General features: G+C 56.3%; 22 protein-coding genes and 1 pseudogene. 9 read left to right on the plus strand and 14 right to left on the minus strand.

All coding sequences use genetic code 11. The features are described from left to right. Positions 1 to 15: 15 nt before the first annotated feature. From O987_RS14370 to O987_RS29660, 7 genes are all read right to left on the minus strand, one after another. Positions 16 to 468 carry a hypothetical protein gene (locus O987_RS14370; protein ID WP_003054949.1) on the minus strand — a complete coding sequence of 151 codons (453 nt, stop codon included), beginning with the start codon at positions 466 to 468 and terminating at the stop codon, positions 16 to 18. Positions 469 to 629: 161 nt separating this feature from the next. Then, on the minus strand, positions 630 to 2,387 hold the full coding sequence (locus O987_RS14375; RefSeq protein ID WP_003054947.1) for a hypothetical protein: 1,758 nt from the start codon (positions 2,385 to 2,387) through the stop codon (positions 630 to 632). 12 nt (positions 2,388 to 2,399) lie between these two features. Continuing rightward, entirely contained in the window at positions 2,400 to 2,846 is a 447-nt protein-coding gene (locus O987_RS14380) for a hypothetical protein (RefSeq protein ID WP_043005125.1), read from the minus strand. 49 nt (positions 2,847 to 2,895) lie between these two features. Next, complete coding sequence (locus tag O987_RS14385; RefSeq protein WP_003054944.1) at positions 2,896 to 3,519, minus strand: STY4526/YPO1902 family pathogenicity island replication protein; 624 nt, start codon at positions 3,517 to 3,519, stop codon at positions 2,896 to 2,898. Positions 3,520 to 3,535: 16 nt separating this feature from the next. Continuing rightward, positions 3,536 to 5,224 carry a hypothetical protein gene (locus tag O987_RS14390; protein WP_235214145.1) on the minus strand — a complete coding sequence of 563 codons (1,689 nt, stop codon included), beginning with the start codon at positions 5,222 to 5,224 and terminating at the stop codon, positions 3,536 to 3,538. Between the two features lie 15 nt (positions 5,225 to 5,239). Then, a complete protein-coding gene (locus tag O987_RS14395) occupies positions 5,240 to 6,133 on the minus strand; it encodes a ParA family protein (RefSeq protein ID WP_003054942.1) in 894 nt (297 codons plus the stop codon). A 207-nt stretch (positions 6,134 to 6,340) separates the two neighbouring features. Further along, positions 6,341 to 6,466 carry a hypothetical protein gene (locus O987_RS29660; RefSeq protein WP_268746911.1) on the minus strand — a complete coding sequence of 42 codons (126 nt, stop codon included), beginning with the start codon at positions 6,464 to 6,466 and terminating at the stop codon, positions 6,341 to 6,343. Here O987_RS29660 and O987_RS29850 point away from each other — a divergent pair. From O987_RS29850 to O987_RS29080, 6 genes are all read left to right on the plus strand, one after another. Beyond that, entirely contained in the window at positions 6,434 to 6,880 is a 447-nt protein-coding gene (locus tag O987_RS29850) for a VC1465 family Xer recombination activation factor (RefSeq protein WP_158407675.1), read from the plus strand. The two genes, O987_RS29660 and O987_RS29850, sit on opposite strands and share 33 nt — an antisense overlap. Next, on the plus strand, positions 6,864 to 7,082 hold the full coding sequence (locus O987_RS14400; RefSeq protein ID WP_019042368.1) for a hypothetical protein: 219 nt from the start codon (positions 6,864 to 6,866) through the stop codon (positions 7,080 to 7,082). The genes O987_RS29850 and O987_RS14400 overlap by 17 nt, the downstream gene beginning before the upstream one ends. Then, positions 7,082 to 7,357, plus strand: coding sequence for a hypothetical protein (locus O987_RS14405; RefSeq protein ID WP_144244930.1), 276 nt, complete (start codon positions 7,082 to 7,084; stop codon positions 7,355 to 7,357). The genes O987_RS14400 and O987_RS14405 overlap by 1 nt, the downstream gene beginning before the upstream one ends. Positions 7,358 to 7,424: 67 nt before the next feature. Then, the gene (locus tag O987_RS27595; protein ID WP_051962184.1) at positions 7,425 to 8,318 is read left to right on the plus strand and encodes a rolling circle replication-associated protein; all 894 of its coding nucleotides are present in this window, start codon (positions 7,425 to 7,427) and stop codon (positions 8,316 to 8,318) included. Positions 8,319 to 8,791: 473 nt separating this feature from the next. After that, positions 8,792 to 9,100, plus strand: coding sequence for an antibiotic biosynthesis monooxygenase family protein (locus O987_RS14415; RefSeq protein WP_003054941.1), 309 nt, complete (start codon positions 8,792 to 8,794; stop codon positions 9,098 to 9,100). Between the two features lie 55 nt (positions 9,101 to 9,155). After that, a complete protein-coding gene (locus O987_RS29080; RefSeq protein ID WP_019042243.1) occupies positions 9,156 to 9,323 on the plus strand; it encodes a hypothetical protein in 168 nt (55 codons plus the stop codon). Positions 9,324 to 9,326: 3 nt separating this feature from the next. On the opposite strand, the pseudogene O987_RS14420 reads toward O987_RS29080, so the two are convergent. The 3 genes and pseudogenes from O987_RS14420 to O987_RS14430 all read right to left on the minus strand — a co-directional run bounded on the left by O987_RS14420 (position 9,327) and on the right by O987_RS14430 (position 12,076). Next, a pseudogene (locus tag O987_RS14420) lies at positions 9,327 to 10,299 on the minus strand (Bug family tripartite tricarboxylate transporter substrate binding protein). A gap of 31 nt (positions 10,300 to 10,330) precedes the next feature. After that, a complete protein-coding gene (locus tag O987_RS14425; protein WP_003054939.1) occupies positions 10,331 to 10,693 on the minus strand; it encodes a hypothetical protein in 363 nt (120 codons plus the stop codon). Positions 10,694 to 10,696: 3 nt separating this feature from the next. Further along, positions 10,697 to 12,076 carry an acyclic terpene utilization AtuA family protein gene (locus O987_RS14430; RefSeq protein ID WP_043373025.1) on the minus strand — a complete coding sequence of 460 codons (1,380 nt, stop codon included), beginning with the start codon at positions 12,074 to 12,076 and terminating at the stop codon, positions 10,697 to 10,699. Between the two features lie 80 nt (positions 12,077 to 12,156). On the opposite strand from O987_RS14430, the gene O987_RS14435 reads away from it, so the two are divergent. Both O987_RS14435 and O987_RS14440 read left to right on the plus strand, forming a co-directional pair. Continuing rightward, a complete protein-coding gene (locus O987_RS14435) occupies positions 12,157 to 13,047 on the plus strand; it encodes a LysR family transcriptional regulator (RefSeq protein ID WP_043373027.1) in 891 nt (296 codons plus the stop codon). A gap of 306 nt (positions 13,048 to 13,353) precedes the next feature. Then, positions 13,354 to 14,922 (plus strand): argininosuccinate lyase, encoded by a 1,569-nt coding sequence (locus tag O987_RS14440; protein WP_043373030.1) that lies wholly within the window; start codon positions 13,354 to 13,356, stop codon positions 14,920 to 14,922. A gap of 216 nt (positions 14,923 to 15,138) precedes the next feature. Here O987_RS14440 and O987_RS14445 read toward each other — a convergent pair whose 3' ends face one another. The 3 genes from O987_RS14445 to O987_RS14455 all read right to left on the minus strand — a co-directional run bounded on the left by O987_RS14445 (position 15,139) and on the right by O987_RS14455 (position 19,833). Beyond that, positions 15,139 to 16,740, minus strand: a complete 1,602-nt coding sequence (locus tag O987_RS14445) for a bifunctional aspartate transaminase/aspartate 4-decarboxylase (RefSeq protein ID WP_003054930.1) — start codon at positions 16,738 to 16,740, stop codon at positions 15,139 to 15,141. Positions 16,741 to 16,784: 44 nt separating this feature from the next. Continuing rightward, positions 16,785 to 18,470: an aspartate-alanine antiporter gene (aspT, locus tag O987_RS14450; RefSeq protein ID WP_200879556.1), complete on the minus strand. Its 1,686-nt coding sequence runs from the start codon at positions 18,468 to 18,470 to the stop codon at positions 16,785 to 16,787. A gap of 379 nt (positions 18,471 to 18,849) precedes the next feature. Next, the gene (locus O987_RS14455) at positions 18,850 to 19,833 is read right to left on the minus strand and encodes a DNA-binding protein (protein WP_043373036.1); all 984 of its coding nucleotides are present in this window, start codon (positions 19,831 to 19,833) and stop codon (positions 18,850 to 18,852) included. A gap of 451 nt (positions 19,834 to 20,284) precedes the next feature. Between O987_RS14455 and O987_RS14460 the strand changes: the two genes are divergently transcribed. Next, positions 20,285 to 21,391, plus strand: a complete 1,107-nt coding sequence (locus O987_RS14460; RefSeq protein WP_043373039.1) for a site-specific integrase — start codon at positions 20,285 to 20,287, stop codon at positions 21,389 to 21,391. Here the strand turns inward: O987_RS14460 and O987_RS14465 are convergent. After that, a complete protein-coding gene (locus tag O987_RS14465) occupies positions 21,361 to 22,281 on the minus strand; it encodes an alpha/beta hydrolase (RefSeq protein ID WP_043376493.1) in 921 nt (306 codons plus the stop codon). The two genes, O987_RS14460 and O987_RS14465, sit on opposite strands and share 31 nt — an antisense overlap. Between the last annotated feature and the right edge of the window lie 21 nt (positions 22,282 to 22,302).

Below are 22,302 nucleotides of genomic sequence, written 5' to 3' on the forward strand. Positions count from 1 at the left end.
AATTAAATACTTCGTCTATCCAGCGTCCGGGACTTCTCCCGACTTCCCGCCCTCGTCGGCACTGGCGTTCTCTATTGCCACTTGCGCAGCTTCTTTAGCGATGTCTTCATTCCAACCGTCGATAAATGGAAAGTGCTTCTTACTAACTGATGGCAGCCGCTCGGCAATGGGCTGTCTTAGCAAATCGAGTACCGCATCGCGATTCACGGTCACCAGCGTTTTCGTGTTCTTCTGCACGCGGACATTAATAAATCCGGTCTCTTGCAACCGCTGGAGAGTTCGTTTTACGGTGGGTAATGGAATGGTTCGGCACAGTTCGACTTCAGTGATCGACCCAGACGTAATGGCGATCTCTCCAATATCCCCCCGCTCTTTGAGTAAGACCCAAAGAACCGCAGCATCCGTGTAGCTTCTGAATTGCTGAACGAGCTGAATAAATAGATCGTTCCCTGATTTCTGATAGCTCATATTGCTTCTCTTGAAAATTGCTGTGGCTCATTTCGAGCTACATGGCACTAAGTGCCGCGTGGTTCATTTCGAGCCACATGGCACTAAGTGCCGTGTGGTTCATTTCGAGCTACTTGGCACTGAGTGCCATATGGCCCATCTCGGGTTATTCGGAAGTCAGCTCATTTCTTCGCCATTCCGACCTTCGCTGCCCGCTCATTGCGAAGAGCAAGCAACTTGGCACGCGCCGCTTCTTTGCCCAAAGGCCCATTGCCTTCGACCGCCACTCGCACTGGATTGGCGACGGCGTTGGCCGATCCTTCGTGAAAAGCTTTCAGCGATGCTTCTTTCTGGGCCTGTTGAGCATCGGCCTGTTTGGCTAACTCAATGCGCTCTGCAGCGATGACGGGGGCATACGCCCAGATGCATTCGCCGTCTCTATATTTCTTCACCACACTGTTTAGCCAGGCCACTGGCGACTTCACTTTATGAAATCGCCGGTTCGCACCTTCCATCTCGTCCAACGCTTGCTGTTGTTGCTCAAGGGGAAACTTGGCCAGCACCTTGGAGAGGGACGCGTGCAGTGACTTCTCAATCCAGGTGGGGAAGATGAGGCCAGAGGCAAGTCCGGCGTTCAGCTTGTCCGAACTCGAAGACTTACCACCCTCACCTGCCTGAACGTCAGCCGTGCTGCTGGTGTTCACCGGCGAAGTAGTAGTGGATTGAATAGAAGTCCTTTGAATATTGATTGCGGGAAACGGCAGATCAAGCCTGCAGGTTTCGTCCAAAGAGTCAGGCTCTTGTTTGCAGGAAACGGCAAACGATTCCTTCGCTCCACCCTCGCTACCCTTATCGCTAAAGCTCTTCGCTAACTCCTTGCTGGCATTGGAGATTTGCTCCGACTTGGCGGGCTGCTCACTGATCGAAGAAGTAGCTCCAGCTTGTCGGATTTCGACAGGTTTGTGAGGCACCAGATCGTCGTTCAAAAAAGACAGCAAGAGATCGCGCGGGCGGGGAGCAGGAGGGGTCGCGGACAGTCCAAGCGTCGCTTGCGAGAACGCGAATGAAAGGCCGGACAGGTCCAGCGTCTGGTTCGTGGCTGGAGCGCTATTTGACGGTGCAGCCTTCGTTGACGCCGCAGGAGTAGCCTTGTCCGCGTCAGCCTTGCGAGGCAAAGGCTTGATGCTTTGCCCACGCAGGCACAGCAGAATGGCGTCGAAGTTAATGCGGACCAACGCTCCGCCGATGCCGACCTCGTTAATGAATCCAGCCTTCTTCAGCCGCTCCCGAGCATTGCGCTGGACCTTCGGACCGAGCACAAGCGCTGTTGAGATTTCATCCTGGCTGACCGGGATAGCGCCATCGGTGAGCTGGCCTAGCTTCAGACACTCCCGGTGCCGCTGCAGCAGATAGGCCAAGTACAGCCCGCCTGCGATGCTTCCAGCCACATCAGCCAGGGGCTTGTAGTAGACCTTGCAGCCCTTGAACCAGCTACTTGCCAAGTCCCACGTAAGTTTCTGCCCCTTGCCGCGCATGGCCAGTGCCTTGGCGAGTGCAGGTACGTTCAGGCGGTAGTTCAGCACCGCAGGACGCCCAACGAGCATCTCTTCGAGAACGCCCTCGCCCATCAGCAGCTCGCGCACACTGGCTTGCTCGGTGCGGGTCAGCCCAATGGCCGACTTCCACTGCTGCAAGGACATAAAGAACCAGCCACCGCGCTCGGGATGGTTGCGGAGACTGTGGCGCGTCCAGTAGAGCGCCATGCCCACGAAGATGGCGGCTTTGTGGCCGAATTTTTCAGCCAGCACCGGATGAAATGGAACGAAACCTCGATCGTCCAGGTGCAGAAAAATTTGCTCGGCACCCTGGTGGATCGGCGCATCCTCCGGCAGTTCATAACGAACTGTTGGAATAGCTGCGAGTGAAAGAGAGCCGCGCACTGACAAGCTCCATCAGTGCGCAGCTGCGGCTACGGAGGTTGTCGCTGCACTTCGCATTGCGCTGGCCAAGGGCATGGCTTGTTGCTGCAAAAGCTCAAGCAAGCGTCGCTTCGAGATCCGATAGGTAATGATGCGGCCCTGACCAGCATGCTCATGCAGGATGCCCAAGTCCACGAGTGTCTTGCGGCAGGTTTGCTGCTGTGCCCTCGTTATGCCGGTGTCCTTCGTGCAGCATGACGATGACATAAGGATTTCGAAAAAGTCCTCCGACTCACTGCGACGTTCCCGCTCCATCGCATAGGTAAGCCAGAGTGCGCTCAAGACGTTACCGGTGAGATCCACGAAAGCGCGGTTGATGGTGATGGGCTCTTGGCCGATGAGTTCCAGAAACAGTGCGGACTTCAGAAATTCACTATCACTATTCGACAGCTGGGCGGGTAAGTTCTTGGTGTTCTTCATGTTCAAGCTTTATCGATAATGGTTGTAAATAGAACGTCCTACGGCTGATTTATTTGCCCACCGGGAAGGCATTTCTCCTGGGAAGAGCCAGGCTATCCTCGTCTTCAAACTCTTTGAGCGTTGAATAAAGCGAGTCGATGGTGTACTCCGCAAAACGAGAATGGAGCTCGAAAATCCAATCACGTAGAGATTTCCCAGGCGCCGATTGGCTGGTAATTTCGGCCCAAGCTTGATGAATCTGATCCCGAACATCAAACTTCTTGGGTAATTTGGCCCTACCGCCGGTGACGCTTCCACCAACCAATTCACGCATCCTACGAATATCGTCTGCGGAGCGCTTAAAAAGCCGGGTAATCAGTGCACGCGATGCGCCATTACGCACAAAATATTCGCAAAGTGCATCGTCTTGCCGTTGTCGGTCCAGGCCTTCCAGTTGCTGCCGGAGTTCGCCAGGAGAAAATACGAGTTTAACCCTCGTTAACTTAGTAGAAATATCCAGAATATCGCGAGTCTTGCGATGCCGAAGTTGGTCAATCAGTTCGGCATCGCAACCCATCTGCAATAACTGATCTATTCCAACCTCGGTTTCGATAGCACGAATTACCTCCGTCAGCAGCAGAAAATTTAACTGCGGATTCGTGTGAATATCGACGGGAACAATATGATCTGTCATTGCTTAACTAACGTGTTTATTCCGTAAATAACGGTTTATAGGCTTCGCGGCTATCCTCTTGCACGGCGATATTAAATTCAGCGAGTGTTTGCATCAGTGCAGACAAGCATCTAGCAACCGCCGCATTGCCGAAGAGATACCCATAATGGTCAGAAGTGACATAAAGCTGCCCATTCTTCCCGCACAGAATTGCTCTATCTGTGCACTCCTGACGGAACGTATCAACGCCAGCCTGAATAGCCTTTACCCAGCGGCTTTCTGGGTCGCATTTCGAGAGTAGGTTTGCGTTGCACTGCCCGGTTTGCGTTGCAAGAAATGGCCAGAGATACACACGCAGAGTTTCGAGTTCTTCGGAGAGCTTTTGATCGCCCAAATACGACATACGTTCTGGAATATCCACCAAGAACCCGTATGGCAATGCCGGCATTGGCTTCACGAAGTCCGACAACGGTACGACAGCATTCAGATCCACAAGATTCTGCGATAGCCGTGCGGAAAACGCTGCCAGCTTGTCTGCTGGGCCAGCACCCGCCCCTTGCCGATCGGCCTTTGTGGTGGCTCTTTTACTGCTAGGCGATGCAGCCGCCGACACGCCGCCAAGCATTCCCGACAGTGGCGCCTGCTTGGCTTGCTGTTGCACCTTCTTGTTCTCGCTCTCTATCGAGCGCATGTCCTCAACAGAAAGCTTCGGGTCCTGGAGATAGGACTGGACGACTGACTCGATATGGTCGGCGGCAATACCAAAGTGCTTCGAGGATACAGACTGGATCTGGGTGAGCAGCGATTGAACATCCAACTTGACCTCTGTCCGGCTTGCAGGATCGGCCTCGGAGTTCGCTTGCTCCATGGCCTCAAGATCGGTCGCGTGCATCAAGAAGATTTCCTCGATGGAGTTTTTGACCTCATCACGCTTATCAAACTTAGATGCCATTTCGTGAAGTGCTGAAACGGTAGGACGAATATTTATATTCACGTCAGACGTTTGAAGCCAATTACCAATCAACGCGAGATTTTCGACAGCGAAGATGAAGTTTTGAACCATCCTCACGCCATAGCTCAATCCAACCTCTTTAAGTACTTTATTAAGTTCGGTGGCGGAGAATGATTTAGCAGTCTCCTTCTCAATTTCACGCTTGTAATTCATTACGCCCTGAGCTCGCTCCCAGAACGAAATATCACTTCGATTGTCGTTTTCGCTCAAGTGCGCGGCAATGACAGCAGCCTCGCCAGGCCACTTTCGAGTAACGACATGGATGCGCCGCAGTTTCTCGACGCCTTCATTCACCAGCTCTTTTGCGATCTCCACACGAGTATTTCCGCCACCATATGGAAAATACTTCTCCGTGGGGTTTCGACGCGTAACCGAGAACATGTTGGTGATGCCATCGACCTTCATACTCGCTTTGATTTCCGCCCGCTGGGAATTAGCTTTCTTGCGAGGATTCAGCGAATATTCATCAATATCAAAAACATCCAAGACGATGATGGAGCCATCAATCTCATCCATCGGATCAAAACTGGTAGTTGATCTTTCAGAGTCTCGATGAAGAGCTGCTTTAGCCGCCTCAAGACGTGCTTGATTTGGAGTGAGCTTTGGTTTATCTGGTGCAGTCATAGCTGACGTCCCTTGCTTATTTCCAGGGGACGTAGTTAGGTTTAGCGAGGCTGCCCGTTCGCGAGCAGTCATGGTTTCAGGTGTACGCATGCTTTCCTCCTAAAATTAATTGGAGGGTGCGTTCAGATCGAGATATTGGGGGTGGTTAGATGCGTACATCTCCGACACGCTGGGCACAATTTCCCAAAGAAGGGAATGAAGCGTGTTGGACGCTTTCACTGGATCAACCCAATGCACTGGAACTCCGGCACTGGCCGCTTTTTTCCAAGCCGTTGCATCGGGAACATCGGTATCCAGCATCGTGATTTTTCCGCTCAGCTCAATAAAGCTTTCGCGAATCATTGCGGACATTTCCTTGCTATCGCTAGTCTTCTGGCTTTTATTGAGAAATGCCTTCATCTGAGGCATCTTCAAGCCCATGCTAGACACGCTATCGTGGCGTTCAATGAGTGCCTTCACATTTGCGATGAACTCGCGAGCAGAGATCATGTCTGGCGTTGCAGGCACAAGAAGCAGATCAGCAGCAACCACTGCAGCATCTTGCAGATGACCCACAGCACCTTGGGTATCAATAATCACCACGTCATATGCGCTAGCGATTGCAGGGTGCTTCAAGGGATTCTTGAAGCTGAACTGCATGCTCACTGGATTGCGATTGGCCATCCAGACCTGCAAAGACGAGTCCTTGGCGTCAGAGCGAACGATATGCAGGCAACCGCCCTCGCTCTTAGGTGCCTTCTCAAGCTTGCCTTGATAGGAAGTCGGTGGCAGTTGGCAATGCGAGATGCAGTCCGGGGTCAGTGCACCAGACTGCACCAACTGCGTGAGCCCAAAAGGTGCCGCATAGCGCAGCTGGTAATAGCGTGAGAGCGACGGCTGAATATCGCCGTCGATCAGCAGCGTCCTAAAGCCGATGTCGTGCAGCAGGCCGCCCAGATTCGCAGCTGTAGTTGTCTTGCCGACTCCGCCCTTAGAAGCCAGCACAGTGATGATGAACATTGAAAGTCCTCGTTGAATGGTTGTTGATCCATTCAACGGGAGCTGAAGTTCGCTCGCGCATTGGTAGGCCATTGCGACCAGAACTCAGGTCGCAATGGCCCTAAGAAGCCACCCTTGATCGATGGTTATTTCGTAACCTTTTGTTGAATATCAGGCAAAAAGCCTTGACTTTCAGCTTAAAAAAGTGTCAGAAAATATACATCGTATTCAATAAAGAAGAAGTTCGGGCAGAGGCGTCACGACCGTGATACCCGCGCCCAGCTTGCTCAGAACTTCCGTGCCATGTACCGAAGCCTCGGCATGGATCTGCATGGCTGCGCGCAGTTTCTTCATGTGTCGACCAGGACTGTACATAACTGGGAATCCGGCAAGCACGACATCCCATATGCCACGTACAGGCTGATGCGCCTGCTCAACTTCATGGAGCTTCCAGGCAAGGCCTGGCAAGGCTGGTGCTTCGCTGGCGGCAAGCTGATTTCGCCCGAAGGTCGTTCGTTCGAAGGTAAGGACAGTAGCTGGTGGGGGCTGTTGCTTTTGAGGGCACGCGTGAACGACCGTCTCACGCAACGCTTGGGGGTCGAAGGCGCAGCGCGCACGGTCACGGGGGCAGCGGGAGCTGACCGCGTGGCCGGGGGCGTAGTGCCTCGTCCCACGGACGTGTCCGTGGGACGGCGCGAAGCGCCGGCCCTAGATTTATCTCATAGACACTTTGGAACATGGAGGGAGAGAAATGGTCGACGCGACTGACGATGAGCCTGATGAGATGGATCTCGGCGACTGCACACTGCGCTGCAACTTCGACACAAGGGTCATCACGATGCACCTCAAACCTGAAGCAGCGGTGTTTATGACGCGTCAAGAGAAGCGGGATCTGGAGCGCAGGACGTACAAAGCGGCTCTCAAGTGTGCTGAGGGCTTGGTTCTCAAAGTACAGAAAGGATGGGCTTGATGACAACTTTAGCAATCATGTCGGGTGCAACGCCCTCTCCTTGCCATAGCTTGGCAAGCTGCCTAGAGCAGGTCCAGCCAGGTCAAACCGTCATTGCAGACACCTTTGCTGCTCTGGGTGCGACTCTTGGCGAATGTATCGACAGCATGCTGCTCATCAAGGGTAAAGGGGGCTTCGTCCATGTACCCGGAGTCATGGACACCTCTACTGCTGGCGGGGCATTGGCAGTGGATCTGTTGAGCGCTGTGAAGATCGCTACGGTCGATCAGCACTAAAAGAAAAGCCCCAGCGCGTGTTCTAGCACGCCTGAGGCCATGACCAATCTTGAAAGGAACAAGACTGATGGATCGGATTGTAGGTCGTGATCGATTTGTTAGCACCTCTGGCGGCGGATACGAACTTGTTCGTCGCACTCTTGGCAATGGCCATGTCGAGTGCACTGTTCGGGAACTGGTGACCTGGCACCATGCCGGTGAGCTGACCGAAGAGGCCTATCAACAGTATCTAGAGGCACGTGAGGCCAACGCTGAGGAACGGCGCCAAGCCAATCTGGAGCGTGCGGCCAAGCGAGCCAAAACCCGTGTTCGACATCTGTGCAAGGCTGCAGGTGTGGACACCCTCCTCACCCTCACCTACCGAGCCAACATGACCTGCTGGGCTACGCTCAAGCGGCACATGAAGGAGTTCAATCGGCGTATGGCTCGGCTGATTCCTGGCTGGTTCTACGTTGCTGCGTTTGAACGTCAAGCTCGTGGAGCATGGCATGTACACATGGCCGTGCATCGTGTGCCGCAAATGCTCAAGCATCCCTGTGGTGTCAAAGTCAAAAGCTACAGCGTCATCCGTTCAGTGTGGCATGCCGTTGTCGGGGAGCTGGGTGGCAACGCTGACCTACAGCCAAGTAAACGTATGAGAGCGCCCTCCCGCATCGCTGCGTACCTGTCGAAGTACATGACCAAGGCCTTTGCGGATGGTGACGCCTGGAGCAACCGGTTCTCCTCCAGCAAGGGTCTGTCTGTGCCCAAGCCTCAGCGCATCCGATTTGTAGGGTGGAGCATGCCTGACGTGCTACAGGCAGTGTTTGATGACCTGGACTCAGTCGGTTACCAGTTCTCAGAGCAGTTGAGTGTGCGGCTAAGCCACTTCAAGGATGCCTGCTGGTTCATTCTTGATACCAACATCCCCATGAGGGAACCCTCTTGGGCTGAGGCATCCAGCAGCGCTTATTGGGGCTGATGGGGGTATCGGGGGCGTAGCCCCTGATGTAGCGAAGCGAAACCCGACAGTCGTCGATTAACCACTGGCGATATCCGCGATTAACTTCTGTTGAATCAACGGAGCGGCCGTTCGCGTCCTGATAAACAAGAAACCCTGAAAATAAATCCTCAACGGGGGATAAATAGGGTTTATTTACTCGCTGATGAAGATTATTATCTGGGGGAGTCCAGTTAATGCCTTATACATCGTATGATGTATTATTGAAAGCTACGAAAGCCCAAGTTACTTCATACAAATGAACGACAATCCAGCCTGCTCGCCAACTGGCAGCTCATCACCGTTCCGCTGAGTGCATTTTTTGCGCAGCCCAAGTGCAGTCAAGACACTGGGCAGACATACGGGTTGCGTCTTTATAAGCTTCGCGACCTCATCATCTGAGTGAGATGGAGCTCCTCATGAGCATCTTTCGTCGTACCAACAGGAGAAAGCTGATGATTGTTGAAATTGCAGACTTCAAGGTGGAGCCAGCCAAGCACAAGGATTTTGGAAGCGCCATTCGTCAGGCCGCAGACTCCGTGCTGAGCAAGGCCACTGGCTATCTTGGCCACACAGTCCTTGCCTGCATCGAGACCGAGGGCCGCTATGTGCTGACCGTACACTGGGAAACTCTGGACGACCACACGATTGGATTCCGCCAGTCCGCCGCTTTTGCCGAGTGGCGCGCCATCATCGGGCCTTATTTTGTGGAGCCACCGCATGTAGAGCACTTCACCGTCGAAGACAGCCGGGCTGCCAAGTAACGGAGATGGCTCAGATTTTCCACACCTGAGCCTTAACAGCCGCGGATCTCCATGCATGGAGCAACTGGTGCTCAAACACCAGTTACCTTCATCCGCCCTTCTCTATTCGAAGATTGCCGAGCTTCTGGCTTTCTCGATGATGAGTTCCGCATCACGCTGGAGCAAAAGCCGCTTCGGATTTCCACTGGACTCCCTGCATTGCAGGGAACTGATCCGGGCTTGACCCTTATTCAGGCGTGATGCCTGCCGCCTTGATGACCTGTCCCCACTTGGTGGTTTCTGCGGCCTGGAACTGTGCCAGTTCCGAGGCAGAGGTGGTCCAGGCTTCGGAGCCGGACATATTGAAGAAGGACTTGGCCGCAGCGCTGTTCACCGCCTTGGTCAACAGCTGATTGAGTTTGGCCGCGACAGGTGCTGGTGTATTGGCAGGCGTGTAGGCTGCGAACCAGTAGCCCATGTCATAGCCTTTGACACCGGCCTCCGCGATGGTCGGAACATCAGGCAACTGTGCGCTGCGCTTTTGTGTGGAGTAACCCAGCGGGCGCAGCTTGCCGGCCTTGATTTGAGGAACGCCCGTCGAGACGTCGGTAATCATCAGGTTTATTTGCCCCCCCGAGGAGATCCGTGAGGGCGAGCGGATTGCTCTTGTAGGGAACGTGAAGGATGTCGACGCCAGCGAGTTGCTTCAGCATTTCGCCAGCGACACGGCTCGAAGAGCTGCCGCTGCCAAAACTCAGCTTGCCGGGATTGGCTTTGGCGTAGCCCAGCAGATCGCCTACGGACTGATAGGGCGAAGTCGCAGGAACGACCAGGACCTGTCCACCTTTGCCCAGACCTGTGATAGGGGTGAAGTCCTTGACAGGGTCGTACGACAGCTTTTTGTACAAGTGCTCGTTGGCAGCGTGCGTCGTATTGGTCGTGATGAGCACGGTGTAGCCATCAGGTGCGGCCTTGGCCACCGCTTGAGCCGCAATCATGCCACTGGCACCGCCTTTGTTTTCCACCACGACCGGCTGCTTGGTCTGCTCGGAAACGGCTTGTCCCAAGGCACGCGCAAGCTGGTCTGTGGCACTGCCGGCGGCAAACGGAACGACAAAGGTAATAGGCTTGTTTGGAAATTCGCCCTGTGCAAAGGCCAAGGGGCTGAGCGCCAGGCTTGCACCGCATGCAAGAACAGTGCGTCGTGTCAGAAATTTCATGCTTTGTCTCCTAGTGGTTGTTGTAGAAAATTCAGGCGCTCGGACCGATGAGCAGTGGCTCGAGATGGCATGGAACCACGACGGGCATTTCAAGCACCCTGAAGCACAGCGTTTTTCCATGGCTGTCCAGGTTCAGCGAGTCGTTGACACCCCCATCCAGCACGTTGTCGAGCACCAGATTCATGGCGTGGAGCTTGGGTAGCAGGTATCGCCGGACATGGCTTGGCTTGCGGTCCGCAAACAGGTGCATCACGACTTGTTCGGTGACTTGTTCGCACACCAAGTCCCACAAATCCGGATGCCATGCAATGACGCTGATATTGGAGCGGTTACCTTTGTCTCCCGTGCGTCCATGCGCAACCCGGTAAAGGGGAACGGTAAGGGTTGAGTTCATGGCTTACTCCTGATGTGGCTTGGTCCAGTGGAAGCCAGTCGTAATCTGTTGCTGAGGTACCAAGCACGACACCATTCCCAGGCGCTGACGCATATGGGTGCGAACGCCCCCTCCCCCCGCCGGGCCGCAGCAGTACAAGGCGTTTATCTCGCGCGGCAGACGCGCAGCTACCGCATGGTCGGCATGCTGCCAGGCCATGCGAAGCCGGACATCCCGGGATTCGCCGGCAATGCCTGCTTCAGTCAGCCAGTCACTGCTGTCGTTTCCCCAGACGCTGGTGATACCGATCAGGTCGGTTCTGAGGGGAGCAATATTCGCCAAGCGCCTGGATATGGTCTGGGCCGCCAGACGCGCGCGCTCTTGCGCTCTCGGGCCCGCGTAGGAGATCTCTCCCTCGGCAAACCATCCTGACTCAAAGCAGACATTGACTTTGAGCATCTCCGGCCTCGGATGACCAATGACACCTTCCAGGCGCACCCGGTCAGGCCCAACCGAAATCACTTCTGCCTGAGTGATGTCGGCAACAACGTCTGGCGTGAGGTAGCAGGCAGGGTCATGGATTTCGTAGAGCAGTTGCTCCTTGACCGTGGCTGCAGTGATGCAGCCCCCGGTAAGAGATGGCTTGAAGATGGTGCTGTTGCCAGCGCTGTCGATTTCGGCAATGGGATACCCCAGGCGTTCCATGCCGGGTACATCTTTGTACCCCGGGTCTGCGAAATAGCCGCCAGAGACCTGGGTTCCACATTCCAGCAAATGCCCGGTCATCGTGGCTTGTGCCAGGCGATTCCAGTCATCCCAGGCCCAGCCGAAGTGGGCCATGGCAGGTCCCACTACAAGCGAGGGGTCGGAGACGCGGCCGCACACCACAATGTCTGCACCTGCCAGCAGTGCCTCGGCAATGGGTCGTGCACCTATATAGGCATTGGCGCTCACCAGTTGCTGGTCTGGCATGTCCGAGCCCAGAGCTTTTTCGAGCAGCTGGTAGTGCGCGGGTCCGCTGAGGTCATCACCATGAACAACCGCTATTTGGGGTAGGCGCGTTCCGAGCTCCTTGGCCAATGCAGCAATGGCCCGGGCTGCACCTTGCGGGTTGGCTGCACCAAAGTTGCTGACGATTCGAATGCCATGCGCCAGGCAGTCGGCAAGCACAGGCCGGAGAAACTCCACCATGAGTGGCTCATAGCCTGCATCGGGATTCTGACGACGAGCAAGCTGTGCCAGTGCCAGAGTGCGCTCGGCAAGCGTTTCAAAGATCAGAAAGGCAGGTTTGCTTTGTCGAACCAGCTCCTGTACGACGGGTTGAGCCGCATCAATTCGATCGCCGGAAAAGCCTGCTGCACATCCGATGAGCAATGACGTCGTTTCGTTTTGCACTCTTGTCATGAAACCTCCTGATGCCCACTATAGGAAAACCGCTATAAGCTGTGAAATCGATAATTGAGATTAATTAATCCGCATTTCAAATGAATCTATCGTCGCGTGATGTGCAGGCATTCCTGGTACTGGCCAAGCAAAAGAACTTCACCCAGGCCGCCAGCATGTGCCACCTGTCACAACCGGCTTTCAGTGCACTCATCCGCGCCATGGAGCAAACGGTAGGTCTCAAACTTTTCGACCGCAGCACAAGACACGTGGTGCTTACCCGCGAAGGCGAACGATTCCTGCAATCTGCAGAGCGCCTCGCCGCAGAATTCGCTGCCTGCGAAAGAGCGATGCGTGATACAGCACAACTGGCTCAGGGGCACGTATCAGTTGCATTGCTGCCATCCCTTGCCGCGGGCTGGCTTCCTGAGGTGCTGAAGGTGTACACGGCGCGGCATCCGGGAGTTCAGCTGGGTGTGTTGGATGTACTGTCCGAGCCATGCATCGCTGCCGTTGCCAACGGAGACGCGGATTTCGCGCTGGCCGCCATACGCGTGGATACACCCGACCTGAAGGCTGAGCCGTTTTGCAGCGACGGCTTCTATATGGTGTGCCCGGGCGACCATCCATTGGCGGACAAGGTCGAGCTGTCCCTGGAGGATCTGACACCCTGGCCGTTCATCCACCTGGCGCGCCACAGCAGTGTTCGCCAGTATCTGGATGCCGCTTTTTTTCCTCGAAAGATGCAGACTTTCGTTGAAGTTGAGCAATTGGCCACAGTGATGGGACTCGTACAAGCCGGACTTGGCATCACCGTAGCTCCCGCACTGAGCCTGTTTCACTTCGACAAGCCTGGACTGGTAGCGCGACACCTGCTGCTGCCGGGTATGGACCGGCAGATCTATATGGTCCGCAAGCGAGAGCGCAGCCTTTCACTGGTAGCTGAAGCGCTCTATCAATTGATGCAGCACATGCGTCCTGCAAATGCCTGACCTGGCTGATTGCAATATACACCTTGCCGATGCTAGCCCATCAGCCACAGGACGGAGCCGGCACAAGCCTCGCTGCGCAAAACACATATCTCGCCAGGGACAGCCGGAGGCAAGCCGGGAGACTTTAATAGCGCCAATCGGCATGCAGAGTAAGCAGCAGCTGCGCCCTGTCGGCAATTTCGCGTCGTGAAGACATGCATCATTCGCCATCAGCTCGCTCTCAGCCATCTGCCGTTACAGAGTTATCGAGTCGGTAATACAAGGCATCCAGCCTTGATCACCATCCCTAGAGCCCAGGAGACATACATGAAATACAGAACCAACCGCAAGCGCAGTGCCGTCTTGTCAAAATTGCCACATGGCCTTGCCGGTGGGGCGCTACGAAAGCTGATGGTTGCCACGTTTGCGCTGGCATCGCTGGCCAATGGCGCGCTTGCGCAGGAGTCGAAGCGCGACGCCTTCTTCTGGCTGGGACAGATCAACAAGGCATCGGCAGTGATCAATACCGATGAGGGCTTGCTCGACAAGTCCATGGCTCCCAGAATTGCGCGAGGTCTCCAGAGCGTCTTGAAGGCAGGCGACGCTCCGAATGGCAAACGGCCAGGTTTGGTCATCACTTTCGAGCCCCTGCTCATTGATGCCGCTGGTGTGGAAGCCACTCTTCTGCATGCCGGGCGCTCAAGCCAGGATATGTTGGCTACGGTGCGCTCTGCCATACAGCGGGACGATATGCTGCGCCTGAACAAACAGCTGGCGCAGACCCGTGCTCATCTACTGCGGCTGGCCCAGACTTATACCGACACGGTCGTTCCGAATTACACCAACGGGGTGGCCGCTCAGCCTAATAGCTATGGGCACTACCTTCTGGGACACCTTGCCGGTTTTGACCGGGACGCCCAGCGCCTTCACGAGGCATTCGCGCGCATTGACCAGTCAGCGATGGGCACCACGGTACTCAATGGGACCAGTTGGCCCTTGAATCGAGAGCGCATGGCCAAACACCTTGGCTATCCAGCCACAGTCGACAACGCCTACGATGCCGCGCAGATTCTGGCTGCCGAGATGCCGGTGGAGATCGGCGCGGTTGCGTCGAGCATTTCCCTGCACGTCGGAGCTTTTGTCGAGGACGTCATGGTGCAGTATGCCCAGCCCAGACCCTGGATCCTTCTTCGCGAGGGCGGAGGAAACACCTATGTGTCAAGTGCAATGCCCCAGAAGCGAAATCCCGGACTTCTCAACGACACCCGCGCCAACGCTTCCCGCGTGCTGGCCCTGGGTGTGGGACGCCTCATCGGCCAGCACAATATTCCACCAGGGATGAGCGATAACAAGTCGTCCCATGACTCCTCCGCGCTGATTGCAGCGACGATTTCCACTCTTCAGGGGTTTGACAAAGTGCTCAGCGGCCTGGTGATCAATCCCGAGCGTGCGCTTGAAGAACTGAATCTTGACTGGACGGCCTCCCAGGAGGTGGCGGATGTTCTGATGCGCAAGTACAAATTGCCCTTCCGCGTGGGTCACCACTTTGCCTCGGAGGTCGTCAGCTTTGCCAAGGAACGCAACATCACCCCTCGCGACTTCCCCTACGCCGATGCCCAGCGCATCTATGCAGCTACCGTCAAACACGAAATGTCTATCGAGAACGGCAAGTTGCCCATGTCGGAAAGCGAGTTCCGGGCGACGCTGGACCCCGTAGCAATCGTGAAGAATCGCGTGACAGCCGGAGGCCCCCAGCCATCGGAAATGGCGCGCATGATTGCACGATCCAAGCAAATGCTCTCTCAGGAAGAGCAATGGACCGCAGAGCGAAATAACCGGATTGAGACGGCAATCAAGGACCTTGATCGCGACTTTGCACGCCTGGCGACTCCGTAATTGGCAAAGAGGCCATAGGCCTCTTTGCTGCAGTCATTGCGTGCTCAGCCCTCATTCATTCAGTTTGGTGCGGGTGACAAACAAACATTGTCACAGTGCTGGGGCGTGTCCTGCCGAAAGCGGTCAGCTCCTTGCACGGAACAACGCCGGCGCACTTTCACGTAGAAAAGCCATCAGGAGGATCTGCTCATGGCTTTTTCTTTCAGGCATTACCGCTTAGAGATTCTGGGCTTGTCCGGAATATTCGGCGTAAAGCTCATCCGCCATTTTGCGCAATGCTCGGCCTATGGCTGCATATTCATATTCGTTGAGATTTGCCAAGGATGCCCGCCCCGATGGACGGTTCGAGCCGAAGCCGCGCCCTGGCAAGAGCACAATACCGGTCTCATCGGCAATCCGGAACAGCATGTCCCCCGTCGACGACTGCTTGACCGCCCACTCCGAAAAGGCTTCGCCGTAGAGCTTCGCGGTCACATCCTGCAAGTCAATCAAGGTGTAGTAGTCAACCGCGTTTTCGTCTCTTAGCGGCGGCATGCCAAGCTCGCGGTACAACGTGGTTTCGCGTCGCCGAATCAGTTGCTTGAGCGTGTGCTTGTACTCGTCCGCCTCGTCCATCAGCGCAAACAGCGAGAACAGGGCCATCTGCACTTGCTGCGGAGTGGACAGTCCGGCCGTGTGATTCAAAGCGACAGCACGACTGTCAGCCACCAGGCGGTCAATGAACTTCAAGGAGCGCACATCCGGCAGCAGCGAACGATAGCGATGATCCAGGGCGACTTTCTCGGACTCTTGCAGTTTGTCCAGCGCCAGGTCAAAGACATTTTGCTGATGAGCGGCCACGACCCCCAAACGCCAGCCAGTGGCGCCAAAGTATTTGGAAAATGAGTAGACCAGAAGCGTATTTTCCGGGCAAATCGCGAAGAGAGACTGGAAGTCATCTGCAAAAGTTCCATAGACATCGTCGGTCAGGATCATCAGATCCGGACGATGTTCTGCAACGATATTGCGCACGCGTTCCAGACTTCGCTGATCCATCTTCACCGAAGGCGGATTGCTGGGGTTGACGCAGAAAAAGATCTTGATGGCCGGGTCCTTGAGCTTGTCCAGCTCAGAGTCCGGATACTGCCAATTGAGACTCGGATCCGCGTTGATGGCGACTTCCTCCAGTGCGTACTGGGCCAGCTCCGGAATTTCTATATACGGCGTGAAAACCGGCATCCCAATGGCAACCTTGTCGCCGGCCTTGAGCAAACCGTTGAGCTTCAGGCTCTCGAAAATGTAAGCCATGGCAGCCGTTCCCCCTTCGACTGCAAACAGGTTCACGGACTCACTGGGTATTGCATCGGCCCCCATTTCCCGGATGATGTACTGGCGAACGATTTTTTCACTGATGTTCAGCATCCGCGGGGGAACGGGGTAATTGCAGCCCAGAATACCGTCAACCATTTCGTGCAGGAAGGCGGCCGGGTCCAAGCCCAGCTGGTCACGGACATAGCTCAGTGATTTACCGAGAAAGCGCACGCCCTCCTGATCCCGGTTCTCGGCGATATAACGTTCAAAGCGACCCTCAATCCCGTCGATCTTCGCCAGTCCGCCAACACCTACCGTTGTCATATAAGAGTAGGAAAGCTCCGATTCGGCTGCAGCGAACAAGCCCAGGCGAAAAAATGCTCTTCTCGGCGTTGTGGCCAGAAAGTTGGGATTGCCCCGCCCCGCATTGAGCATGAGGCGGTTTCCGTCGCTCGAGGCGATCTTGATCAACTCATCCTTGAGCTCGAACGGGCTCAATTTCGCCAGACTCTGATAATCCTTGCTCATATCGCAACTCCTTCCATTCGTCCTAGTGAATCAGTGCAGGGGGTTCACGCGAAGGCAATGACCAGCGGACCCAACAAAGTCAGGAACACATTGGCCAAGGCATAAGTGATTGCAAACGGGGTGGTGGGGATTGAATTGCCGGCCTTGTCCAGAACCTCGCCAAATGCGGGGTTGGCACTGCGTGCCCCGGACAGCGAACCCGCGAAAACGGCCACATTGTCGTAACGCAGCACATACTTGCCGAACAAAATGGCAATCAGCAGCGGGATGATGGTGACCAGAACGCCCAGCATGAACAGCGTCAAGCCCTGCTCCATGACCGTGCTTACCGCCTGCTGACCGGACTGCAGGCCCACCATGGCCACAAAACCGGCCAGCCCCAGATCGCGCAGCAATGTCGAGGCGCTTGTCGGCATATTGCCCATGGTGTGCTTGCGGCTACGCCACCAGCCAAACAGCAGGCCCGAGAGCAAGGCACCGCCACCGCTGCCCAAGGTGATGGGAATGGCGCCTATGCGCAGCACCAGCAGACCGATCAGCAGGCCGACGACAATGCCGAAGCCGTGGAACACCCAGTCGGTCTTGTCGCTGGGAACAATGATGGGGCCGGCGGCCTGGGCAGCCTTCTGAACATCCTGAGGTGTGCCGAACAAGGTGACCACATCGCCGGGCATCACCATGGTCTGCGCAGTGATGGGAACCGGCGATCCCGCGCGAATCAAGCCCTCGGCATAGACACCGTGCTTGAGGTCCTGAGACAGGCTGTCCAGAATGTCCTTGACGCTGCGGTTCAGAAACTGGGCATTGGAAATGGCCACATCGCGGCGCACCATCACCACATCCATGCCCTGGGCACCGGGCAGCTCATCGCCTACCGTCTGGCCCAGAGACACCACGGCGGGGCGGCGTCCGACCAGCAAAACAATGTCGCCAGCCTCTAGGACCAGGCTGGGGTCCACGCCGACCAGGGCATTCTTTCGCTGAATGCGCTCCACCGTGACCCTGCCCTGGGTCCCCCCGGCTTCGAGATCGGCCACGGTTTTGCCTGATTGGGCAACGCGGAAAATGCGCCCCACCAGATCGGGAGCTGCCGGCGACTCGCCCTGCGCGTAGACCCGCACGCCCTTGAGCTGCTCCTGCTCGGCCTGAACGGCGTCATCGCGTATGTTGCGCCCGGTAATCCAGGGCAGCACATTGACGCACATGATGATGGCCCCGAAGGATCCGAATATATAGGTGACCGCATAGCCGATGGCGACATTGGCCTGCATGCGCTGCACTTCCTCGCCCGAGAGCCCGAGTTTCTCAATCGCAGAACCAGCCGTCCCAATGATTGCCGACTGCGTCAGCCCGCCGGCCGCAAGACCTGCAGCCAGTCCCTTGTCCAGCCCGAATACCCGGGCAATCACCACCACCGTGATCAAACCGGACAAGGCGACCACGACGGCCATCATGATTTCCTTGACCGAATGGCGTCCCAGGGAATTGAAGAATTGCGGGCCGCTTTCAAAGCCCACGGCATAGATGAACAAGGCGAAAAGCACGGCTTTGATGCCTGAATCGATCTGAATGCCGATCTGGCTGATCAAGACCGCCGCCAATAAGGAACCTGCCACGCCCCCCAGCTGGAATGAGCCAAAGCGGAACTTGCCGACCCAGTATCCCAGGGCCAGAGACGCAAAAAGTGCGGCCTCCGGTGATTGGTGAAAAATGCTTTTGAGTAAATCCACGGCCACCTCTATTTCCGGATAAAAGAATCAAGCAACAGAAAGTCCGTCCAGGCTCCAATACCAGGGCCTGGAAATGCTTGAACTCAGGAGAAAGCGGTTTGCTATTAGCAAGCGTGCATCGAGATCGCCCATCTCAAAACTGATGCCGCATCCATTGGCTGGTTGGTTCTTGTCTTCTTCTATTTCCCACCACTATTAAAGACAAAAGCGTACCCAAATGTAGGACGTTGCCGATTAATTATTTCAGGATAGTCATGGCTGGTCCGCTGTGGCTTGGCATTCGCAGAGGATATTGATAAGCCACCGCATTAAGAGGCAGCCCGTGCAGCTGCATAGACAACAAGCCGCACGGGGCCGTGGCGGGACTGCCGGATATTGCCTAGCGCAGGGTTCGCCGGTTAATGGAGCGGCGGGTGGCCGCGAGATTGCTTCGACGAGACAGGGGTTGAGCCACATTCGACTCCGAGGTCGTGGCTGCAGCCGCAATTCTTTGCTGAGCCTCCAGCAGATTTTTGAGATCTGCAACACGCTCCTGCGCCAATGCTGCCGTGTTCTGGGCGGTCTGCAACTGGGCATGTAGATTCAGGATCTCCTGCTCGGATTGTTCAAAGCGAGTCTGCAACTCCTGATAGCGGGACTCTGCCTTGCGTTCCTGATCCTGCAGGCTTTTTCGCGCTGCAGTGAGTTCCTGCCGCGCACGATCGACCTCGTTGAGCATATGGCGCTCGTTACCCGCGTACTGCTCGGCCATGCGCTGGCGTTCCGCTGCGGCGGACTGAATTTCTTCGCTGTGCTTTTGCTGCTGCAACTCACGCTGGCGAACGGCATTGCCCAGCTCGTCACGCAGCTCTTCCAGGCGCTGATCGCGCTCCTGCAGCGTCTGCTGTATCTCGTCAAGACGACGTGCCAGGTCCTGGGCGTGGTTCTGGGCCGTCTGCAGGGCTTGATTCAGCGCATCTTTTTGCGCTTCCATGGTGGCCTCTCGCTGAGCGAGTTGCTCCTGCTGCGCCACAAAAGCCTGCTCCTCGGCTTTCAAAGCCTGTTCACGAAGATCCAAGGCCTTGCTGGCGGCAGCTTTCGCCTCTTCCAGTGCCGTATTCCAGAGCTCTTCGGCAAGGCGCTGCACAGGATCCGGCACCGACTGCAGCACGGATGGATCCTGTTCTCCCGCAACTCCCAGGCGACGCCCTAGCGTGGCAAACCAGGTCTCCAGCATGGGACTGACCGTATTCGGAGAGCCGCGCCCTATCTGCTGGCGCACGCGCTCTATGGTCGGGCGCAGACCCTGGGCGATCAAGACATCGGCTGCAGCCCAGACATCGGATTCCTGCACGCCCCTGGACGTGGTTTTGCTTGTATTCATATCTATTTTTCAAATAACTAACGATAAGTGATTGTTATCGTGATCTATTAATTAATTATGTAATACACAATACATATCATGTATTAAATATTACGTAAGAAATTTTCATACAGATGACAACGTACATTAACCCGTTTTCATCCCTTTTGTTCAGGGTGGAGTCCGTTCGGCGTTCGAGCGAGAGCAATTTCGTTGGCTTGTACATACTGGTTGTTCTGCCAGAGCCCATGCTCAGGCCGGCCTGGCCCCGCCAAGCAGTGTCCTGATCGCTGTCATTGATAGGCAAGCGATAGCTGCCATCAGCCGCTGGCTTGCCCACGGAGTTGAAGCTGCCTGACTTGGCGTGGAGCCAGGGCAAACACGGTCCGCAGTGCTGTACCACCTTTGCCGACAGCCCCAGAGCGGCAAATCGATTTCAGCCGGCATGTAAAGTCAGGGCGAAAATAGCGCCATGGATTCACACAAGCCCTCGCCCTTCCCTGCTCCAGCGGCCTTTGATGCCAACCGCCTACAGGTGCTGGATATGCCGGCTGCCGCCCTGGCACCCGAAGCGCATGAAGCCATCAAGGAACTGATGCATGAAGGCGAATCCAGCAACACGCGCAGCAGCTATCAAAGCGCCATGCGTTACTGGGCAGCCTGGCACCTACTGCGTCTGGGCCAGCCCATGCAACTGCCGCTGCAGGTTTCCACGGTGCTGCAGTTCATCATCGATCATGCCCAGAGGCAGAGCGGTGTCGGCCTGCTTCATGAGATGCCACCCGAAATCGATGAAGCCCTGGTAGCTGCAGGCTACAAGGGAAAAAAAGGTGCGCCTTCGCACAGCACGCTGGTGCACCGCATGGCCGTGATGTCCAAGGCACATCAGGTGCATGCCATGTCCAACCCCTGTCAGGACGGGGCAGTCAGGGAGTTGATGTCACGTACGCGCAAGGCCTATGCAAGACGCGGTGATCTACCCCAGAAAAAAGAGGCGCTGACGCGTGATGTGCTGGAGATGCTGCTGGCCAGCTGTGACGACAGCTTGCGTGGCCTGCGCGACCAGGCGCTGCTGTTGTTTGCCTGGGCCAGCGGCGGGCGACGCCGCTCCGAAGTGGCCGGCGCCGATATGCGTTTCCTGCGCGCCGTGGCTGGTGGGGAATTCATCTACACCCTGAGCCATAGCAAGACCAACCAGAGCGGCACCGACGCCCCCGAGAATCACAAGCCCGTCACAGGCCGTGCCGCCATCGCCCTGAGAGCATGGCTGGACGCAGCCTGCATCACCGAAGGTCCTATCTTCAGGCGCATTCGCAAAGGAGGCCATGTAGCAGAGCTGCTGACTCCCGCCGCCGTGCGAAATATTGTCAAGGAACGCTGTGCGCTGGCAGGCGTGGAAGGGGATTTTTCCGCACACTCGCTGCGCTCGGGCTTTGTGACCGAGGCCGGCAGACGCAATCTGCCGCTGGCCGACACCATGGCCTTGACGGGGCACCATAGCGTGAACACCGTGCTCGGCTACTTCAGGGCCGATTCGGCACTCAACAATCAGGCGGCGCGCATGCTGGACGAGGATTGAACAAGCCCCATCAGCTGCAGCGCAGTCTGATGAATGGCGGACTGCGGATCGGCCAGTTGCAGCGGCAAATCAAAGTGGTTGGTCGCCGGCGCTTCCACCCACCGCCCCGGCAGACAGCGTGCCTGCCAGGCCGCCAGATAGTCGCGCGACTGGCGCTTGAATTCATGGCTTTCAAACTCCCCACAGCTCACGCGCAGTTGGCTCTGAGCATGGGTACCCGCATCGGGCAGCAGAAAGCGCGGACTGTTGCGTATGGCAGCAGCATCGTCGAGTTGCATCCAGTCGTTGATATGGGTTGTCAACAGCGGCTGCAGGTCGAACAGACCGCTCAAGGTCAGCGCTGATCGGGGTACGGCCTGCGCTGGCAGGTCGTAGTCTTGCTGCCAGTCCTTGGCCAGCAGCATGCCCACCAGATGTCCTCCGGCCGAGCTTCCGCAGACACAGATATTGCTGGCATCGCCGCCGTAGATGGCGATATTGCGCACCACCCAGGCATAGGCCTGACGCATCTGATCGACTATATGGTCCAGTGTGACGGACGGGGCCAGATCGTAGTCAGGCACAACGACGATGGCGCCCTCCTGCGTCAGCGCCGGTGCCATGAATGCCGAATCATCCTTGCCCAAGGCCTTCCAGTAGCCGCCATGGATGAAGATGAAAACAGGCGCAGCTTGTGCGGTGCCTGCCTGGGTTGAGGGCAGATAGATATCCAGAACATCCGTAGCCCTGGGGCTGTAGCGCTGGTTGCGAACTGCGCCGGACAAGGCAAATGCGGCCTGGCTTTCCTGCGTGTAGCGCGCCAGGTAGGCAAGCGGATCCTGCACGCTGGCGCGGGCGTTGTATTGGCGGTCGTAGTAAGCGATCGTGGAGTTGGTCGAGATGGAAGGCATTTTCTGCGCGGCTTTGGGCTT

It is taken from the genome of Comamonas testosteroni TK102 (genome assembly GCF_000739375.1).
In the GTDB taxonomy this organism is placed as follows: domain Bacteria; phylum Pseudomonadota; class Gammaproteobacteria; order Burkholderiales; family Burkholderiaceae_C; genus Comamonas; species Comamonas brasiliensis.

Bases quoted from the DNA above. Each gene is read 5' to 3' on its own strand.
- O987_RS14370 (WP_003054949.1), bottom strand. From the start codon at position 468: ATGAGCTATCAGAAATCAGGGAACGATCTATTTATTCAGCTCGTTCAG.
- O987_RS14380 (WP_043005125.1), bottom strand. From the start codon at position 2,846: ATGAAGAACACCAAGAACTTACCCGCCCAGCTGTCGAATAGTGATAGT.
- O987_RS14385 (WP_003054944.1), bottom strand. From the start codon at position 3,519: ATGACAGATCATATTGTTCCCGTCGATATTCACACGAATCCGCAGTTA.
- O987_RS14390 (WP_235214145.1), bottom strand. From the start codon at position 5,224: ATGCGTACACCTGAAACCATGACTGCTCGCGAACGGGCAGCCTCGCTA.
- O987_RS14395 (WP_003054942.1), bottom strand. From the start codon at position 6,133: ATGTTCATCATCACTGTGCTGGCTTCTAAGGGCGGAGTCGGCAAGACA.
- O987_RS29850 (WP_158407675.1), top strand. From the start codon at position 6,434: ATGGATCTGCATGGCTGCGCGCAGTTTCTTCATGTGTCGACCAGGACT.
- O987_RS29660 (WP_268746911.1), bottom strand. From the start codon at position 6,466: ATGAAGAAACTGCGCGCAGCCATGCAGATCCATGCCGAGGCTTCGGTA.
- O987_RS14400 (WP_019042368.1), top strand. From the start codon at position 6,864: ATGGTCGACGCGACTGACGATGAGCCTGATGAGATGGATCTCGGCGAC.
- O987_RS14405 (WP_144244930.1), top strand. From the start codon at position 7,082: ATGACAACTTTAGCAATCATGTCGGGTGCAACGCCCTCTCCTTGCCAT.
- O987_RS27595 (WP_051962184.1), top strand. From the start codon at position 7,425: ATGGATCGGATTGTAGGTCGTGATCGATTTGTTAGCACCTCTGGCGGC.
- O987_RS14415 (WP_003054941.1), top strand. From the start codon at position 8,792: ATGATTGTTGAAATTGCAGACTTCAAGGTGGAGCCAGCCAAGCACAAG.
- O987_RS29080 (WP_019042243.1), top strand. From the start codon at position 9,156: ATGGAGCAACTGGTGCTCAAACACCAGTTACCTTCATCCGCCCTTCTC.
- O987_RS14425 (WP_003054939.1), bottom strand. From the start codon at position 10,693: ATGAACTCAACCCTTACCGTTCCCCTTTACCGGGTTGCGCATGGACGC.
- O987_RS14430 (WP_043373025.1), bottom strand. From the start codon at position 12,076: ATGACAAGAGTGCAAAACGAAACGACGTCATTGCTCATCGGATGTGCA.
- O987_RS14435 (WP_043373027.1), top strand. From the start codon at position 12,157: ATGAATCTATCGTCGCGTGATGTGCAGGCATTCCTGGTACTGGCCAAG.
- O987_RS14440 (WP_043373030.1), top strand. From the start codon at position 13,354: ATGAAATACAGAACCAACCGCAAGCGCAGTGCCGTCTTGTCAAAATTG.
- O987_RS14445 (WP_003054930.1), bottom strand. From the start codon at position 16,740: ATGAGCAAGGATTATCAGAGTCTGGCGAAATTGAGCCCGTTCGAGCTC.
- O987_RS14455 (WP_043373036.1), bottom strand. From the start codon at position 19,833: ATGAATACAAGCAAAACCACGTCCAGGGGCGTGCAGGAATCCGATGTC.
- O987_RS14460 (WP_043373039.1), top strand. From the start codon at position 20,285: ATGGATTCACACAAGCCCTCGCCCTTCCCTGCTCCAGCGGCCTTTGAT.
- O987_RS14465 (WP_043376493.1), bottom strand. From the start codon at position 22,281: ATGCCTTCCATCTCGACCAACTCCACGATCGCTTACTACGACCGCCAA.